Annotated in this window: 16 protein-coding genes and 1 pseudogene; 11 read left to right on the top strand and 6 right to left on the bottom strand. The window is 65.6% G+C overall.

Annotation, left to right across the window (positions count from 1 at the left end; genetic code table 11):
* Nucleotides 1-796: 796 nt before the first annotated feature.
* Nucleotides 797-1,255 carry a hypothetical protein gene (locus QF050_RS01960; RefSeq protein WP_308928913.1) on the top strand — a complete coding sequence of 153 codons (459 nt, stop codon included), beginning with the start codon at nt 797-799 and terminating at the stop codon, nt 1,253-1,255.
* 385 nt (nt 1,256-1,640) lie between these two features.
* Here QF050_RS01960 and QF050_RS01955 read toward each other — a convergent pair whose 3' ends face one another.
* Together QF050_RS01955 and QF050_RS01950 are read right to left on the bottom strand one after the other, a co-directional pair.
* Nucleotides 1,641-2,108, bottom strand: coding sequence for a MarR family winged helix-turn-helix transcriptional regulator (locus tag QF050_RS01955; RefSeq protein ID WP_308932073.1), 468 nt, complete (start codon nt 2,106-2,108; stop codon nt 1,641-1,643).
* A 130-nt stretch (nt 2,109-2,238) separates the two neighbouring features.
* Entirely contained in the window at nt 2,239-3,051 is an 813-nt protein-coding gene (locus QF050_RS01950; protein WP_308928912.1) for a DeoR/GlpR family DNA-binding transcription regulator, read from the bottom strand.
* An 89-nt stretch (nt 3,052-3,140) separates the two neighbouring features.
* Here QF050_RS01950 and QF050_RS01945 point away from each other — a divergent pair, with 89 nt between their 5' ends.
* The 10 genes and pseudogenes from QF050_RS01945 to QF050_RS01895 all read left to right on the top strand — a co-directional run bounded on the left by QF050_RS01945 (nt 3,141) and on the right by QF050_RS01895 (nt 15,023).
* Nucleotides 3,141-3,788, top strand: coding sequence for a hypothetical protein (locus tag QF050_RS01945; protein ID WP_308928911.1), 648 nt, complete (start codon nt 3,141-3,143; stop codon nt 3,786-3,788).
* Between the two features lie 62 nt (nt 3,789-3,850).
* The gene (locus tag QF050_RS01940) at nt 3,851-5,146 is read left to right on the top strand and encodes an MFS transporter (protein ID WP_308928910.1); all 1,296 of its coding nucleotides are present in this window, start codon (nt 3,851-3,853) and stop codon (nt 5,144-5,146) included.
* A 50-nt stretch (nt 5,147-5,196) separates the two neighbouring features.
* Nucleotides 5,197-5,784: an AAA family ATPase gene (locus QF050_RS01935; RefSeq protein WP_308928909.1), complete on the top strand. Its 588-nt coding sequence runs from the start codon at nt 5,197-5,199 to the stop codon at nt 5,782-5,784.
* Nucleotides 5,785-5,954: 170 nt separating this feature from the next.
* On the top strand, nt 5,955-6,953 hold the full coding sequence (locus QF050_RS01930; RefSeq protein ID WP_308928908.1) for a bile acid:sodium symporter family protein: 999 nt from the start codon (nt 5,955-5,957) through the stop codon (nt 6,951-6,953).
* A 95-nt stretch (nt 6,954-7,048) separates the two neighbouring features.
* Nucleotides 7,049-9,514, top strand: coding sequence for a nitrate reductase (locus QF050_RS01925; protein WP_308928907.1), 2,466 nt, complete (start codon nt 7,049-7,051; stop codon nt 9,512-9,514).
* Entirely contained in the window at nt 9,511-9,993 is a 483-nt protein-coding gene (locus QF050_RS01920) for a hypothetical protein (RefSeq protein ID WP_308928906.1), read from the top strand. The genes QF050_RS01925 and QF050_RS01920 overlap by 4 nt, the downstream gene beginning before the upstream one ends.
* A 188-nt stretch (nt 9,994-10,181) precedes the next feature.
* Nucleotides 10,182-11,127 (top strand): annotated as a pseudogene (locus tag QF050_RS20295) (alpha/beta hydrolase fold domain-containing protein).
* Nucleotides 11,128-11,183: 56 nt separating this feature from the next.
* On the top strand, nt 11,184-12,065 hold the full coding sequence (locus QF050_RS01905) for a fumarylacetoacetate hydrolase family protein (RefSeq protein ID WP_308928904.1): 882 nt from the start codon (nt 11,184-11,186) through the stop codon (nt 12,063-12,065).
* On the top strand, nt 12,065-13,801 hold the full coding sequence (locus QF050_RS01900; RefSeq protein WP_308928903.1) for an FAD-dependent monooxygenase: 1,737 nt from the start codon (nt 12,065-12,067) through the stop codon (nt 13,799-13,801). The genes QF050_RS01905 and QF050_RS01900 overlap by 1 nt, the downstream gene beginning before the upstream one ends.
* A complete protein-coding gene (locus QF050_RS01895; protein ID WP_308928902.1) occupies nt 13,779-15,023 on the top strand; it encodes a DUF3500 domain-containing protein in 1,245 nt (414 codons plus the stop codon). The genes QF050_RS01900 and QF050_RS01895 overlap by 23 nt, the downstream gene beginning before the upstream one ends.
* Nucleotides 15,024-15,079: 56 nt before the next feature.
* Here QF050_RS01895 and QF050_RS01890 read toward each other — a convergent pair whose 3' ends face one another.
* From QF050_RS01890 to QF050_RS01875, 4 genes are all read right to left on the bottom strand, one after another.
* Nucleotides 15,080-15,295, bottom strand: a complete 216-nt coding sequence (locus QF050_RS01890) for an AsnC family protein (protein WP_308932072.1) — start codon at nt 15,293-15,295, stop codon at nt 15,080-15,082.
* 70 nt (nt 15,296-15,365) lie between these two features.
* On the bottom strand, nt 15,366-16,436 hold the full coding sequence (locus QF050_RS01885; RefSeq protein ID WP_308928901.1) for a quercetin 2,3-dioxygenase: 1,071 nt from the start codon (nt 16,434-16,436) through the stop codon (nt 15,366-15,368).
* A 126-nt stretch (nt 16,437-16,562) separates the two neighbouring features.
* The gene (locus QF050_RS01880) at nt 16,563-16,862 is read right to left on the bottom strand and encodes a DUF4193 domain-containing protein (RefSeq protein WP_308928900.1); all 300 of its coding nucleotides are present in this window, start codon (nt 16,860-16,862) and stop codon (nt 16,563-16,565) included.
* Between the two features lie 122 nt (nt 16,863-16,984).
* The gene (locus tag QF050_RS01875; RefSeq protein WP_308928899.1) at nt 16,985-17,845 is read right to left on the bottom strand and encodes an SDR family NAD(P)-dependent oxidoreductase; all 861 of its coding nucleotides are present in this window, start codon (nt 17,843-17,845) and stop codon (nt 16,985-16,987) included.
* Between the last annotated feature and the right edge of the window lie 9 nt (nt 17,846-17,854).

The following is a 17,854-nucleotide window of genomic DNA, read 5'->3' as shown; positions in this document are numbered from 1 at the left end:
CCTTTCCGTCTCCCGCGACCTTATCCATAAGGATCACCGTATAGGCCTCTCTTCTGACTTTGAAGGGGCGTCTAAAACGACGGACCAAAATGCCGAGGGCAGCACCCGAACTGACGGGTTAGATGAGACAGAGGACCAAATCCGGCACGCTGACCGATTAGATGAGAACACTGACAACTATGGTGAGACCGGACAGTGGGGCCAGGAGTAACCGTCCTAGCGGGGCCAAAAAAGGTTGACATAGTCAGCTTTAGTAGGGCACCGATAGCAGCGTCCGGTGAAGGATCCCCATCCGGCACCCAACTTCACTTGGTGCAGACACGTCACGCCCCGGGCTCTCTCGCGTTAACCCGATGGAGCCGCAGAGGAGTCTAAGCACGCGACGGACTCGGGGTTTACACGTCGGGAACCCGTGTGCAGGCTAAAGCCGCCTTCCTCGACGGTGCTGTCGCCAACAACGGGTTCCTGATCGTGACCGCAACTAACTGACAAATCGGGGCGGACTCACCTGATACCTGTAGAACTTCAGGTCATCGTGACCTTGATACCGGTGAAATTTTGAGTCAGTCGCTATGACTACCCCAATGTAGAAGTTTTCACTGACATCTTCCTCCGTCGTCCGGTACGAGAAGTTCACGGAATCTCCTCGAGCGACTTCACTCCGGTCCCTGGAGACATACTGAGACTGCTTTGTCTTTTGGAGATACCAAATGACGGGCCTTCCGTCAGCGCTAATAGCTGACGCTTCAAACGTCAGTAGGTCGCCCACATCGACCCGTGTCGTCGGGATTGCGTAGTGCGCATTCTCACCCCGCGTCCCGAAACAATCCGTGACTTTCTCGATACTTGGGTAGTAATTCGACGATTCGTCAACCAATGCTCTGTACCTCGAAACTTGATTCCTAATCTGACCGGCAATGCCGGAAACGAGATCCCGTTCAAACTCCATGAGTTCCCTGCTGTGCGCAATGGAGTTGCGCACGTCCTCCACGACTTTGAAATAGACCAAAGTGCGCTGGCGGTCATCAAAGACCAGCTTAAACGCTTCCCAATTTTGTTTGATCATGGTCGTCAGGTGATGCGTCTCAACGTATTCGAGCAGGTCGCCGGAAGTCGCTGCACCGTCACGTCGCTTTCGCTCCTCCTGGCGCTTCTCCTCAAGACGACCTACGTCGGGAGCGCCGCGGGCGGCAACCCAATCTCCGCCGATCACGTGCCTGATGGCGAGACGCAGGGCAACCTCGATCGCTCGTAGCGAGTCCGACGGATCCATGGTCGGATGCTATCCCGAATCAAGTGGCTTCCCTTGTTGCGCCGTTCCATAAGACGGTCGTCGAGCGCGCAGCCAGGCATGGATTCGTCCGTTGGCGCCGTTGCTAGCCTCTATACGCACGTTTACCCCGCACGATGAAATGTACGGTGAAGGTGCCTTAACCGCTACACGCCGAACCGTCTCGTAACCCTTGTGATAAGTGACGTCTCAGTGGTCCACGGACAAATTGTCGGAGCTGCCCGTACTCGTGCAGCCAAATAGTTCTCGTAACTATGTCGCATAACCTCGCGTTCGACTCGCTGCACGCTTCGTTATGTATAGGACACCGGAGAGCAGCCTGTGACGGTGTCGCTCGGCCGGCGGCCGCCTACTCCGCAGCGCCCCACAGCGCCTTGCGCAAAAGCCGCTTCAGTTCCTGCGACTCCTCCCCGGACAGTGCGGCCAGCTGGTTCAGCTCCGCCTGGTCCAGCGCCGCGCGGGCCTTGGTGTGCATCCTGCGACCCCCGGCCGTTGAGACGATGATCTTGGCCCGCCGGTCCTGCCTGCCCTGGGCCCTCTCCACCAGGCCCCGGCGCTCCAGGTCGTCCACCAGCGTGACCACCTGGCTGGGGTCCAGGCTCAGGAAGTCCGCCAGTTCCCGCTGCGTGGGCTCCAGTCCGCTGCACGCCAGCGTCAGGACCGAGAAGGAGCGCTCCCGCAGGCCAAAGTCAGCCAGGGCCTTGTTGTTCAGCACCGAGCCGGCGGCGTGCAGTTTGGCCAGCAGCAAGCCCGCATCAGTGCCGATCCTGGCGGCCGCGAGGCGCGGGGTCTGAACGTCTGTGCCCAAGGTGGCCATCACAACTCCGGTACTGGTAAAAAACAATCGTTGACTTTATCAATGATTCGTAATTTCATTGATTCCACCAAGGGTCTCACACCGCAGAGGGGCACCCGAGCGGCTTCGGCCCGGTGCCCGGCTTGGGCGGTCAGGCCTGTGCGGGCTTTCCGAGCGAGGCTGTCCGGACAGTAACTCCGAGGTCGCGGATGTTTTCCTGCATCTCCCGGGGCAATTGGTCGTCCGTCACAATGCCGTCCAGTTTCTCAAGCGGGGCCACATTGAAGCGGGAAACGGTGCCGAACTTGGTGCTGTCGGCCAAGAGGAAGCATGACGATGAGGCTTCGAGGGCGGCCAGCTTTACCTCCACCTTGTCCATGGACGGGGTGGTGATGCCCCTGGCCATGTTCCACGTACCCGTGCTGAGGAAGCACAGATCGATGTTGACGGCCTTGACTGCGTCGGCTGCGATCCGTCCACAGCTGGAGGCGCTGGAGGGATCCACGGCGCCGCCCGTATGGATGGTTTCGATGTGGGGATAGGCAAAGAGGCTGGTGACCACATAGAAGTCGTTGGTTACAACAGTGACATTCTGGCGCCCGGCGAGGTACGGAACCACCGACTGGCACGTGGTACCGGCATCGAGGAACACCACCATGCCGTCTTCCACCATCCCGGCGGCGAGTTCAGCGATGACCTGTTTGCGGGGGAGTTCCAGCTGCGCGCGGAATTCACGCTCGCGGGGCGGTTCCTGGCTGGTCCACTCGGCCAGCCGCACGCCTCCTTGCACCGACACCACCTGGCCTTGGTCCTCCAGGGCCGTGATGTCCCGACGGACCGTCATATGGGAGACGTTCATGTATTCCGTGAGGCCGCGGATACTCAAGATTCCCTCCCTTCGCAGCAAGCGCAGGATCTCCTGGTGGCGCTGCTCCGGGATCAGGGGACGAGCTGTTGGACTCACGTGGTTCTCCTTTGGCCGTGGCAGCTTCATCTTAACAAGTTTTAACAGAGTGTTCCCATTTGTGAATCTTTGGGCTAATCTCTTAATCGATGTTAAACAAATTTGAGACCCTTGAGACCATCGTCCGCACCGGAGCGCTCCTCATCGCGCGGCTCGACACAGCCGACGAGGCCTACCGTGTCGCCGAGGCTGCCATCGATGGCGGCATCCGTGCCGTGGAAGTGCCGCTCACTGTGCCGGGTGCACTCGGTGTTATCGAACGCCTGGCTGACAAGTACGGCGACCAGGGAATCGTGGTGGGTGCCGGAACGGTGCTCGACGCCGAGGCCGCCTACGCTTCGGTGTCGGCCGGGGCACGGCTGTTGGTCAGTCCCCAACTGAATCCCGCCATGATTGCCACGGCCAACCGCTACCAGGCGGTGACCGCCAGCGGGGCCTTCACGCCCACCGAAGTACTCAACACGCTTGAGGCGGGGGCGGACATTGTGAAGCTGTTCCCGGCCGAACTCGGTGGCCCGTCCTACGTCAAGACCATTCTGGCGCCCCTGCCCCAGGCGCCAATCATGCCGTCCGGCGGGGTCAGCCCCGCCAACGTTGGCGACTGGTTTGCCGCCGGAGTCACCGCCGTCGGCGTTGGCAGCTTCGTCACCAAGGCAGCCCAGCAGGACGGCGACTACGGCAAAGTCGCGGCGGCCGCCCGCACCTTCCTCGCAGCAATCGAAAAAGCCCGCCGCTAAGGGCGGCCCCCCGATACCGGCAGCCCGTTGCCGACAGAACAGAACACAAAGGAGTGAGCTGCATGAGCCAAGCTTCAGCAGAAATCCACGCGTCCACGGAAAAGCCCGGGCGAAACGTGCGGATCAGGTGGTACCTGATTGCGCTGCTCGTCATCGGCGGCATCGTCAACTACCTGGACCGGAATAACCTAAGCATCGCCAACACCACCATTGCCAAGGAGTTCGGCCTCAACGCCCTCCAGATGGGGCTGCTGCTGTCCGCCTTCTCGTGGCCCTACGCCATTGCCAACCTGCCGGCCGGCTACCTGGTGGACAAGTTTGGTCCGAAGAAAATGTTCGCTTGGGCAGCAGGGCTGTGGTCCATCGTCTCCATGCTTTCCTCCATGGCGAACTCCTTTGGATTCCTTTATGCGGCCCGCGTCGCCCTGGGCGTCGCAGAGTCGCCGTTCTTCACCTCCGGGCTCAAGGTGGCTGACAAGTGGTTCAACAAAAACGAGCGTGCACTGCCCGTCTCGATCGTTAACACCGGTTCACAGATTGCCAACGCCATCGCGCCGCCGCTGCTGACCTTCCTCATGCTCACCATGAGCTGGCGGGGCATGTTCCTGGTCATCGGCGCCCTCGGCGTCATCGTTGCCCTGGTCTGGCTGCGGATCTACCGCGATCCCACCATGAAGGAACAATTCATCATCAAGGGCGAGGAGTTCGAGGAGCAGGTGAAGCCCAAGGAGAAGCCGGCCGGCTGGGGTGAACTGCTCAAGAAGAAGAACACCTGGTTCATGGTCCTGGGCGCCTTCGGCATCTTCTACACGGTCTGGGTGTACCTCACGTGGCTGCCCAGCTACCTGCAGACCGCCCGTGGTTTCAGCCTCAGCCAAATTGGCTGGCTGGCCGGACTGCCGTTCCTGTGCGGCATCGCAGGCGTGCTTGCCGGCGGCATCTTCTCCGGCAAAGCGATTGCCCGCGGCGTCCCCGTGATCCGTGCCCGCAAGATCCCGATCGTTGGCGGAGCGCTCCTGGCCGCAGCCGCAGTATTGCCCGTGGCCTACGTCGAGAACACGGCCCTGGCCATCGTCCTGCTGTCCGTTGGCTACTTCGCGGCCCAGGTTCCCATCGGCGTACTCTGGACTCTTGCCTCGGATATCGCCGAGCCCAACCAGGTGGCATCCCTGGGCGCCATCCAGAACTTCGGCGGCTTCCTCGGAGCCGCGGTGGCGCCCATCGTTACAGGCCTTATCCTTGATGCCACCGGCGGCAACTACACCCTGGTGTTCCTGATTGGCGGTGTGCTGCTGATTGTGGGCGCCGCGTCATACGGCTTCTTCGTCAAGGACCGCCGCAAGCCGGCCGCGGCGTAACGCCCACGTTCCGGGCCTCCACCAAGCCACAGTCCAAGGAAGAACAAGCAGTGACCAGTACCATCCCCAAAGTGTTCTTTGTGATCGGGCCCGCTGGCTCCGGGAAATCCAGTGTCAGCCGCCATCTCGCGGAGCGGTTCGGCGCCGCGCACATCGACAAGGACACCGCCACCATCCGGTTCACCGAGCTGTTGCTGAAGCTCAATGGCTCGGACCCGAACGAGCGGGACAACAACGAGTTCTACCAAAACGTCATCATGCCGCTGGAGTATGCGTCCATCCTGGACCTGACCCGTGACAACCTGCGGGCGGGCAACTCGGTAGTGCTGGATGCTCCCTTCGGCCGGTTCTTTCCGGACGATGACTACCTGGCCAAGGTCCGGGCCGGGCACCAGTGGCCCGACGCCGAACTCATCGTGGTCCACGTGCGGCTGGCAGGGGAGGCCTTGCGCCGGCGCCTCATCGCCCGCGGGTACCCTCGCGATGAGTGGAAGCTGGCCAACTGGGAAACGTTCTGGGCGGGCGCACAGGGTGATTCCTGCCGGTGGAGGGACGCGCGCCACCTGGACTTTGACAACAGCGGCGCTGCCGTTGATGTCAGTGACTTCGCCGCCGCGGTGACTGCCGGGGCGGCGTAGGGCACGGCTTAAGGACAACGGAAGGACAGGGGTCGACGGCGGGAAGGGCCGCCGTCGACCCCTGTCCTTTTTGCTCCCTGGGGGCAGGGCCGACGGCACCCGGGCTCTTCCTGTTACCCGTTCCGGTCATCAATTGGCGGAATCCTATAGGACAGTGCCACGATGATTGGATGCTTGAGGCAACTAAACCCCACAATTCCCCGGACGGGACACCCGTCAACCCGGCACTGGAAGCGGAAAGCAGGATCGCCCGCATTGCGGTGACGGTGTTCCCCATCCTGGTGGTCGTCGCAGGCATCGCCGGCTTCCTGCTCCCCGGAGTCTTCAAGCCCATGGGACAGAGTGTGCCTTACCTGCTGGGCATCATCATGTTCTGCATGGGCCTGACCCTGACCCCGCCGGATTTCGCGGCGGTGGCCAAACGTCCATGGGCGGTGGCGCTGGGTATCGTTGCGCACTACGTCATCATGCCCGGCGCCGGTTGGCTCATCGCCGGCGCCCTCAACCTCAGCCCCGAACTGGCCGTCGGCGTCATCCTGGTGGGCTGCGCACCCTCCGGGACCGCCTCGAACGTGATGGCGTTCCTGGCCAAGGGCGATGTGGCCCTCTCTGTGGCGGTAGCATCCGTTTCCACCCTGATCGCACCGATCGTCACCCCGCTGCTGGTGCTGTTCCTGGCCGGTTCGTACCTCCAGATCGACGCCGCCGGCATGGTGTTGGACATCGTCAAGACCGTGCTGCTGCCGGTGGTGGCGGGTCTCCTGGCCCGGCTGTTCCTCAAGAAGGCCGTGGCGAAGGTGCTGCCCGCACTGCCGTGGGCCTCCGCCGTCGTGATCTCCTTGATTGTGGCCATTGTGGTGGCCGGCAGCGCCAGCAAGATCATCGATGCGGGGGCCATCGTGTTCCTCGCCGTGGTGCTGCACAACGGCTTCGGCCTGGGCCTGGGCTACCTGGCCGGCAGACTGGGCCGCCTGGATGACAAGGCGCGCCGTGCCTTGGCCTTCGAAGTGGGGATGCAGAACTCCGGCCTCGCATCGACGCTGGCCATCGCTCACTTCACCCCGCTGGCCGCGCTTCCATCCGCCGTGTTCTCCCTGTGGCACAACATCTCCGGCGCCATCGTCGCCGCCTGGCTCGCCCGGCGCCCGCTGACGGACAAGCAGCCCTAAGGGGCCCGTTTCCCGCCATCCATTCCGGGTACGGAAGCGGTAGGGGGCAGCGCCGCCCGCGCGGCCCCTGCCAATTCCGAACGGGAGAGGGAGAGATGGCTCGAGTCGACCGAATAGCTGAACCTTGGGGAACGCGGACACCATACGGCAGCGGCGGCGACTGGCCGGTCCGCGTGGACACCCACCTGGCCGAGGGGGTCGTCCCGGAGGGCGTGGACAGGTGGGTCCAGACGGCGTCGCTCCTGCACTCAAACGGCGACGCCATGGACATCGCCGTCAAGGACAACAGGATCGTCGGCGTGCGCGGGCGTGCCGTGGACCGCGTCAACCACGGAAGGCTGGGTCCGAAAGACCTGTACGGCTGGCAGGCGAATGCCTCACCGGACCGGCTCACCAGACCCCTGATCCGCGAGGGCGGCAAGCTGGTGGAAACGGACTGGGACACGGCCATGCAGCGTGTGGTGGACCGATCAAAGGCGCTGCTGGCCGAACAGGGCCCCAGCGCAATCGGCTTCTACACCACCGGCCAGCTCTTCGCCGAGGAGTATTACACTTTCGGCACCCTCGCCCACGGCGGCATCGGCACCAACCACGTGGACGGCAACACCCGGCTGTGCACGGCGACGGCGGGGGAGGCGCTGAAGGAATCGTTCGGCTGCGACGGCCAGCCCGGCTCCTACACTGATGTGGACCACGCCGATGTCATCGCCCTGTACGGACACAACGTGGCAGAGACCCAGACCGTTTTATGGACCAGGATGCTGGACCGGCTCGCCGGCCCCAACCCGCCCAAAATCATTTGCGTGGACCCGCGCCTCACACCGGTGGCAAGGGTGGCGACAGTGCACCTGGCCCCGCGGCCCGGCACCAACGTGGCCCTGATGAACGGCATCCTGCACGAAATCATCAGCAACGGTTGGGTGGACCAGGAATACATCCAGGCGCACACGGTGGGGTTCTCTGAGCTGGAAAAGGAGGTCAAGAACTATCCGCCCGCCCTGGTGGCGGAGATCTGTGGTGTCCCGGCGGAGAAGATCCGGGAGGCCGCCGGCATCATCGGCCACGCCGAGCGGCTGCTGTCCACGGTGCTCCAGGGTTTCTACCAGTCCAACCAGGCCACCGCCGCCGCCGTGCAGGTCAACAACGTCAACATCATCCGCGGCATGCTGGGCAAGCCCGGCTGCGGCATCCTGCAGATGAACGGACAGCCCACGGCGGAGAACACGCGCGAATGCGGGGCCGACGGCGACCTTGCCGCCTTCCGCAACTGGTCCAACGACGCGCACATCCAGGACCTGGCAAGGGTCTGGAACGTCGACCCCATGTCGATTCCGCATTACTCGCCTCCCACCCATGTCATGCAGATGATGCGGTATGTGGAGGACGGCTCCATCCGGATGCTGTGGGTCAGCGGCACCAATCCTGCCGTTTCGCTGCCGGAGCTGGCGCGCATCCGCAGCATCCTCCAGCAGGACCGGCTGTTCCTGGTGGTCCAGGACATCTTCCTGTCCGAGACTGCCCAGCTGGCCGACGTCGTCCTCCCCGCCGCAACTTGGGGCGAAAAGACGGGAACCTTCACCAACGCGGACCGCACGGTGCACCTCTCGGAAAAAGCCGTGGAGCCGCCCGGTGAGGCCAAACCGGATCTGGAGATCTTCATCGACTACGCCCACCGGATGGGCCTGCAGGACAAGGACGGGCAGCCGCTGATCAAATGGCACGACCCCGAGTCCGCCTTCGAAGCCTGGAAGGAATGCACCCGCGGCCGGCCCTGCGACTACACCGGCATCACCTACAGCAAGCTGCGCGGCGGCTCCGGGATCCAGTGGCCGTGCAACGACGAGAACCCGGATGGCACCGAGCGGATCTACGCCGACGGCAAGTTCTGGGCGCACCCCGAGTACTGCGAGACCTATGGGCGTGACCTTCTCACCGGCGCGCCCGTTGAGCCCACGGAGTACAAGGCGCTGAACCCGGAGGGCAAGGCCATCATCAAGGCAGCCGAGTACATGCCGCCGCATGAGCTGCCCAGCCGGGAGTTCCCGCTGCAGCTCATCACCGGCCGCACGCTCTACCAGTTCCACACCCGCACCAAGACAGGCCGGGCCCCGGAGCTGCAGGCGGCCGCACCTGACGTGTGGGTTGAGTTGTCAGCGGACGACGCCGGCGCTTATGGAATTGCCGAGGGCGACCTGGCGGAAGTGGAGACACCCCGCGGTTCCGTCCGGGCACAGGTGCGGATCGGGGGGATCCGCAGCGGGGTCCTGTTCCTGCCCTTCCACTACGGCTACTGGGACACTGACGGCGGGCACCAGCCGGACGGTGCCGGCCGGGCTGCAAACGAACTGACCATCACCGATTGGGATGCGGCCTCCAAGCAACCGATCTTCAAGACGGCAGCTGCCCGCATCACCCGGATCTCCGCCGGCGACGGACCGTCCCCGGCACCCACCACCACGGCATCGGCACCGGTGGGAGACTTTCCCGAGGCGGCCAGGACCAAGGGAATTGCCACCGCGTTGGCAGATGAATCCACCGGCACTCCAGGAGGGGCGCGATGAAATTCGGACTTGTCCTCGAAGAGATGCACCGCTCCGAAAACGACCTGGCTCATCACCTGCTGGTCGTTTCGGAGCGTCACAAAGTGGACCACGAGATCTACCACCTGGCACGGGACCTGGCGCGGTGGTCCCAGCAGCATGTGCGGGACATCGCGGCGATCGCCGGGAACTACGGCCAGGACCTGGACCCGGAGCCGCGCGGCGAAGCGGGGCTGATGGAGACCATTCGGGAGAAGGGCAGCGAGATGGTGGGCCGGCGCCCCGAAACCGGGATGCTGCTGCTGCGTGACCTGCGCGAGCTGTACCTGAAGGCCTGTGGTGTCTCGGCCGACTGGGAGCTGCTGGCCCAGGCCGCGCAGGGCATGAAGGACAAGGACCTGCTGGCCTTGGCTGAGCGCTGCCATCCACAGACGATCCGCCAGATGAAGTGGGCCAACGGCAAGCTGAAGGAGTCCGCCACGCAGATCCTGGTCAGCTGATCTTCCGCGCTGCATCATCCGCACACCCGTACGACCCCGCACTGCCCTGATCCAGTTTCATTCAGTGAAACCGGCGGCGCGCGCAGTGCCGCCGATGCCCCAGAGTTGAGTCCATGAACGCGGACCCCAGAATTGGCCCGCACCCAGCTCCACAGGACAGAAACGGCGCGGCACATATGGAGTCAACGATGACGGCACTGCGGATCCTCCGGGGGGTCGAGTTCGCCCGGCCACAGAACGAGGGCCCGCTGCTGCTTGACCTCTACCTTCCAGAGACGGCGGACGCGGGGCCCGTGGTTACCGGGGATGCAGGGAAAGGCGGCCGCCGGTCCGGCCTTCCCGCCGTGGTCCATTTCCACGGCGGCGGGTGGCGGACGGGGGAACGCTCCTCCCTCGGGCCGGGCGTGGACGGGTTGGGCCTCAGTCCCATCGAAGAGCTGGCCGGGGCCGGCTTTGTGGTGGCCTCGGCCGATTACCGCCTGACGGACACAGCCACCTTCCCGGCGCAGCTGCTGGACGCCAAAGCGGCCGTCCGCTGGCTCCGGGCCCACGCGGCTGACTGCGGGGTGGACCCGGACCGGATCTACGCCTGGGGTGACTCTGCCGGCGGCCATCTGGCCAGCCTCGTCGGGCTTGCCGCCCGGGTAGCGGAACCGAAAGATACGGACGCCGCGGAGCCCACGCCGCCGGACGCCAACCCGGCATCCGGCGGCGATGACCGCGTGGCCGGCGTCGTTGCCTGGTACCCGCCCACAGACCTGGTGCGCATGGGCGGACAGGCCAGGCCGGACGCCGTGGCCCGCGCAGACGATCCCGGCTCCCGCGAAGCACTCCTGCTCGGCGCCCAGCCGGCCGGCGCCCCGCGACAAGGCCAAGGCTGCCAGCCCCCTCACCTACGTTCACCCGGACGCTCCGCCCTTCCTGCTGATCCACGGAACGGCCGACCGCTTCGTCCCCGTGGCCCAGTCCACCGGCTTCGCCGCCGCGCTGGAAGCCGCGGGCAACGCCGTCGAACTCCTCCTGCTGGAGGACGCCGACCACATGTGGCAGCTCCCGGATGGCGGCAGCACGGCCGCAGAACAGGCAACCGCCGCCACCATCGACTTCTTCCGCCGACACGCGGACCAGCACTGAATTCCAACATCATGCCCGGAGCGAACGCGCCCGGGAACCGGACCTGAAAGGCCCCCATGCAGTTCATCGGCATCACCCACCACGGCGAACCCTGGGCAGCAGCCCTCGCCGGTACCCGCATCTTCCCGCTCATACCCGTCACCGGATTCTGGGCCGACGCCGAGGGCTGGCAGGACAAGGCCGCGGGCCTGGTTGCCGGCGCGGCGGAAAATGGCACGTCCGACGCCGGCGCCTGGCTGGAGCGCGGCAGCGTCACCGAGGTGCCGCTGGTCCCTGCGTCCGCCCGGGTTATCTGCGTCGGGCTGAACTACAAGGCGCACGTTGCCGAAGGCAGCTTCAAGGACCAGGAACTGCCGCCGTACCCCACCCTTTTTGCCCGGTGGACGGCGTCCTTGTCCGTGGGCAATGTTCCAGTCCCGGTCCCGGCGGGGGAAGACGGGCTGGACTGGGAGGGCGAGGTGGCCGCGTACATCGGCCGCCGCGTCGAATCCGCGGACGAAACCGCGGCGGCGGACGCAGTCTTCGGCTACTCCACGTTCAACGACATCACCGCACGCAGAGCCCAGAAGCTCACCTCACAGTGGACCCTTGGCAAGAACGGCGACTTCAGCGGCCCGCTGGGGCCCCTGGTCAGCCGCGACGAAGTGGGCGACCTCCGCGATGGCCTGCAGGTCCGCACCCGCGTCAACGGCATCGAAGCCCAGAACGGCAACACCCGGGACATGATCTTCTCCGTCCCCGCCATCATTGCCCTCATCAGCCAGACGTTCACGCTGCACCCCGGCGACGTCATCGCCACCGGAACCCCCGAAGGCGTGGGGTACGCCCGCACCCCGCAGTGGCTCCTGCAGCCCGGCGACACCGTGGAAGTGGAGATCGAGAAGCTCGGCACCCTGACCACGCCGGTTGGGGACCGATCCCTTCGGAGCCGTGCCTGATGAATGCCTTCAAGCGCGCTGCGGACATTCCGGCGGAGGCCCAGGTCCTTATCGCCGGCGGCGGACCCAGCGGGTTGTTCCTGGCATTGGACCTGGCCTCGCGGGGAATCGCCAGCACCGTCATCGAACCCCGCACCGCCGTGGACCACACCCGGCCGCGGGCCAAGACCACCAACGCCCGCACCATGACCCACCTGAGCCGGCTGGGGCTCGCGGACCTGCTCAGGGACGAGGCGCCGCTGCCGCTGGAGTACGGGCAGGACGTCATCTTCTGCACCGGGCTCACGGGCCCCTCCGCCCACGAGCTGCGCCGGTTCCGCAACGCCTTCCAGCTGGTCGCCGGCCGGTACGGCCCGCAGCCGGAGTGTGGCCAGCAGGTGCCGCAACCGGTCCTCGAAGACGTCCTGCGCTCCGCCGCAGCGGACAACCCCCTGGTTACGTTCGTGACCGGGTGGGCCGTCACTGACGTCAGGCCTGCCGGCGGCGACGCTGCCACCGGGCCGCACGCCGTCGTCGTCACGGATTCCTCCGGTGCCCGCCGCACCATCACCGCGCGGTTCCTCATCGGCGCCGACGGCGGGTCCTCCACCGTGCGCCGCAGCCTGGAGCTGCGGCTGGAGGGTGGCTCCGCGGCGCTGTCCAACGTCAGCATCCTGTTCCGCTCGCAGTCCCTGGCATCCGCCATCGCACTGGATCCTGCCGTCCAGTACTGGGTGGTGGGATCGGAAACCTCCGGCATGGTGGGGCCCATGGACCTGGCCGGCACCTGGTGGGCGATCATCCAGGGCGTGGATCCGGCCGTCAACGTCACCACGGAAGACGCCGCCGCGATGGTCCGCTCACTCGTGGGCTCGGAGGTGGACATTGATGTGGTGGCCACCGATCCGTGGACCGCCCGGATGCTGCTGGCCCCGGAGTACAGCCGCGGCACCATCTTCCTGGTGGGCGACGCCGCACACCTGAACCCGCCGTGGGGCGGCCACGGCTTCAACACCTGCATCGGCGACGCCGCCAACCTTGCCTGGAAGCTCGCCGCCACCATCAACGGATGGGCCGGGCCGGAACTGCTGCCCAGCTACGGGGAAGAACGCCGGCCGGTGGCAGCCCGCACCATCCGCGACGCCGCGGAAAACGGCAAGGCACTGGCCTACCACTTCGCGGATCCGCACCTGGCGGCCGCCGGACCCCGGGGCGACGCCGCGCGGCAGGCTGCCAACGCGGCGCTGGCCGTGAAGCGGAGCGAGTTCGACTCCCTGGGCCTGGTGCTGGGGTACTCGTACGCGGAGTCGTCGCTGGTGGTGCCGGACGGCCTGCCCGTACCGGCGGAGGATCCCATCCACTACGTTCCCTCCGCCACCCCGGGCGCCCTGCTGCCGCATGCCTGGCTGGCGGACGGCACCTCCCTGTACAGCCATTTGGGAACCGGGTTCACCCTGCTGGCCGACGCCGCCGCGCTGGGAGGGGTGCCGGCGGCGGAGGTTTTCCGGCCGGTGCTGGCGGCCGCCGCCCGGACCGGCGTCCCGGTGACCGTCGCCGTCGTCGGACCATCCGACGACGGCACGCAGCTTTCCGCCGTATGGGGCGCCGGCATCCTGCTGGTCCGCCCGGACCAGCACGTGGCGTGGCGGGGGAATTCCGCCGCGGCCGCGGGCGCAGCCTTGTCCGCGGCGGCCGGTTGGTCGCCCACTTCACTTGAGACCACCAGGAGCATCCGTGCAGACGCCGTCCTTCCGTGACTACCTGTTCGCCCCAGACCACCCGCGCGTGGCAGGGATCCGCGGCCTTGATGCCCGCGAGTACGCGGCAGCGGCGAAGAGCGATTCGTTCGCCGGGCCCATGATCGAGGGGTGGCAGCAGCTTTACCCGCAGCCCTTCACCGGGATTACCAGCGACGGCGACCGGCGGGAAGGCTTGTACCCGCTTGGCCCGGCACGGCCCGGCGAAGAGGCGCCCACCGCGGAGATGGTGGCTGCGGCCCGCAAGCTCCTGGATGCTGCCACTGCGGACCAGGCCCGGAAGCTGGGCTACGCCGTGGACGCCCCCGAATGGCAGAGCTGGGCCAACCCGGAGTTCATGCAGCACGACACGGGTCTCCGGCTCGATGAACTGGAGCCCGCGGTGCGCGACGCCGTGCTGGGCGTGGTGGAGGCCAGCCTGAGCGCCGAAGGGTTTGAGCTGGTGCGCAACCTGATGCGCATCAACGGTTTCCTGGGTGAGCTGGTGGAACTGCCGCTGCTGATGAACGAGTTCAGCTATAACTTCGCCCTCTATGGCCGGCCCTCGGAAACCGAACCGTGGGGGTGGCAGCTCTTTGGCCACCACGCGGCGCTGAACTGCCTGGTGGCGGGGACACAGCTGGTGATCTCACCGGTATTCATGGGCGCCGAGCCGGACGTGATCGACGCCGGCCCGCACCGGGGCGTCAAGGTGTTCAAGGAGCGCATCGCCCTGGCCCGGGAACTGATGGGCACCCTGCCCGCGGAGCTGCGGTCCGGCGCTGTTGTGTACGGGGCAATGGTGGACCCCGCCATGCCGGAAGGCCGGCTCCACCCGGGGGATGAACGGCACCTGGGCGGCTGCTTCCAGGACAACCGGGTGATCCCCTACGAGGGCATCCAGGTGGCCAGCATGCCCGCCGAAGCCCTGGAACTGCTCGACGCCGTGGTGGACGACTTCATCGCCTACCTTCCCGACGGCCCGCGCGCAGCGCGCCGGCGCGAAATCCGCGAGCACTACGGCGAGACGTACTTCAGCTGGATCGGCGGCTGGGAGGGGGAGGAAGCGTTCTACTTCCGGCTGCAGAGCCCCGTGGTGGTGCTGGAACTGGACCACCACACCGGCGTGTTCCTCAGCAACGACCAGCCGGCCCCGTTCCACATGCACACCGTCGTCCGTACCCCCAACGGAAACGACTATGGCCGCGAACTGGTGAAGCAACACCAATCGATTGCTCCATAGGTGTCGTTTTGCATGCCGTAAACGACACCTACGGAGCAATGGATTGAGTATTGAGCTTACTGTTTCCCGTATTTGCGGTGCACTGCCTGCTTGCTGACGCCCAGGCACAGGGCAATCGCTTCCCAGGACAAACCGGCCTGCCGGGCCCGCCGGACCAGGGACGCCTCGGTGCGTCCCACTTCCTTCTGCAGCTCGGCCACTGCGTACAGGGCCTCCGCAGGCCCTTTTCCATCCATTGATGCCACCAGCGTCTTCATCCGCTCCACCTCCATGCCGTCAACTTTAGTTGACACACAAACGGCCCGTCAACATATGTTGACGGGCCGTTTTGTCCCGGTGTGATTACAGGATGTCCAGCGCAACGCGGCGCTGCGGCGGAGGTCCCACGACGGTCAGGTCCATCTCGGCCTGGGCGCGGCCGAAGCCTTCCATGTCCATGTACGGTTCGCCGCCCTCGGTGTACATGTAGTCCTCGGTGGGCTTGTTGAAGTACTCAAAGAACCCGTTGAAGACCGATGGCGTCAGGAAGCCCACCATCTGGGTGTTGTGGGCATCGAGCGCGAACGAGTGGACGGTCCCGGCGGGGGCGTGCAGGAAGTCGCCCTTGGTCAGGAGCACCTCGCGGCCGTTGGCGTAAAGCCACATCCGGCCTTCGGTGCAGAGGAAGTTCTCCGTGTGCTGCGAGTGGAAATGCAGCGGAATGTAGGGGGATTTGGCGCCCTTGGTGTGCACGGCGAAGTAGTTGGAGCCGGTATTGGCGGGCCGGGACAGGTAGGTGAACATCGTCTGGTAGCCGGCCAGCCGCTCACCCTCGCCGGCACTGAGGAAGTAGGGGCTCTGTGTGGGCGGCAGGCCGGCGTCGTGCTTGAACGACGGCGCCACGCGCTCAACGTCGGGGAAGGTGATCCCGAACTCGGCGCCCACCTCGGCCTGCTGCTGCAGGCTGGCCTTGTGCCCCGGCCGGACCGGCGGGACGTGCGAATCGATGGGAGTGCCAACCCGCTCGTAGTACGCCTCGCCGCCGCCGGGGGTCATCCAGTTCAGGAACCGGGTGTAGTGGCTGGCCATCCTGTAGGCGTGCGGGGTGTTGGGCGGGATGACCACCGAGTCGCCCGGGGTGAGGATCCTGCTCTCGCCAGGCAGCCAGACGTGCAGGATCCCGTCGAACACGTACAGCGTCTTGTGCTCGATGCTGTGGCTGACGAAGGGGGACTCGGCCCCCATGCCGCCGGAAATATAGGCTGCGCTGAAGATCCCTCCCGTATCGGCGGCGCGGGCGATGACCGTCACCAGCTGGCCGTTGATTTCGTAGCGCGCGCCTTCACCGGACGCCATGTAATACGGGACTGCCTCACCGGGCAGCGCGTTGGCCACCGGGAGTTGCTTGTTCATTTCCTCAACGCTGAGGGACATGGTTTCCTTCTTTCCAGTCGGCCGGCCAATGCCGGAGCGTGACCTACATCATGGCTGTCTCCCGCTCCGTCCACGAGCCTGGATTCCAATGGTTGAAATCCAAACCTGTCCGGCCGTCCTGCCCTGCTACCCCTCACATTCCTTGCAGTACTTCTTGCCGTCCTTCTCCCGGGCCAGCTGGCTGCGGTGGTGGACCAGGAAGCATGACATGCAGGTGAATTCATCCGCCTGCACCGGTACCACCTGGATGAGGAGTTCCTCGTTGGAAAGATCGGCGCCGGGCAGCTCGAAGCTGTCCGCGAGGTCCGTCTCGTCCATGTCGGGACCGGCCTCCCGGCGGCCGGACTTATCGGACTTCAGCTCCTCCAAAGCGACGTTCGGCTCTTCCTCGGGAGTAACCCGCGGAGCGTCGTAGTCAACTGACATGTGGTGTTTTCTCCTGTCGAGCTGCAGTTGTCCAGATTGTTCTGAACAGATCGACAACGCAGGGGCGCGTCAACAAATTCCCTGCCCGGTACTCCGGCCGTCCGTTGCCGTGCAAGAGGTGCTCACGCGAAATCCGTGCCGGCCAGGCGGGTGCAGGCCTCCCACAGGCGCTGCCGGGCCTCCGGGTCCGAGCCCATGCCCGGGGTGGGAAGTTGCTTCCGCTTCGCCCACAACTTGCCGGTCACGGCTGCAGCCTCGGGCGAGGTCGCCAGCCACAATGGCGTGTCCGCAGCCCGTTCCGCCGTCTTGCCCAGTGTGTTGGTGATCCAGCGGAACGGACCGCCCACGTCCTGCAGCAGCCCCGTGCTCCGCACCAGCCCCGGGTGCACGGCGTTGGCCACCACGCCCGTGCCGCGCAGCCGTTCGGCAAACTCCTGTGTCAGGAGGACCCGGGCCAGCATGGTTGGTGGTGTGGAACGGAGGAAACTGTATTTACCCGTGGCGGTCTGCAGGTCATCGAACGGGAGCTGGACATTGCCGTATTTGGAGGCGATATTGACGATGCGAGACGGCATGGCGGCCGTGGCGCCCTTTTTGAGGGCGTCCAGCAGGAGCCCGGTCACCAGGAAATAGGACATCACGTTCGTGGCGAAGGTGAGCTCCAGCCCTTCGGCGGTTTCATGGCGCTCCTTGCGGAATACACCGGCGGTGTTCACCAGCACGTCCACCCGGTCATGACGGGTACCCAGTTCCGCCATTGCCGAACGGATGGAGGATTGCAGCGACAGGTCACAGGCCAGGGGCTCCAGCTGCGCGGCCGGGACGCGGGTCCGGATATCCGCCATGGCGGCCTGCGCGCGGGCCTGGCTGCGGGCCACCACCACGACGGCGGCCCCTTCGCGGGCCAGCCCGGCAGCAACCGCCCGTCCAATGCCGCCGGCGGCACCGGTTACCACCGCAATGCGTCCGCTCAACCTTGCCATGGCCATCGT

Origin of the sequence: Arthrobacter sp. SLBN-112 (assembly GCF_030944625.1) — a bacterium.
Taxonomy (GTDB): Bacteria; Actinomycetota; Actinomycetes; order Actinomycetales; family Micrococcaceae; genus Arthrobacter.
The sequence above is the reverse complement of the archived record's forward strand: the minus strand, read 5'-3'. Positions and strand labels throughout refer to the sequence as shown.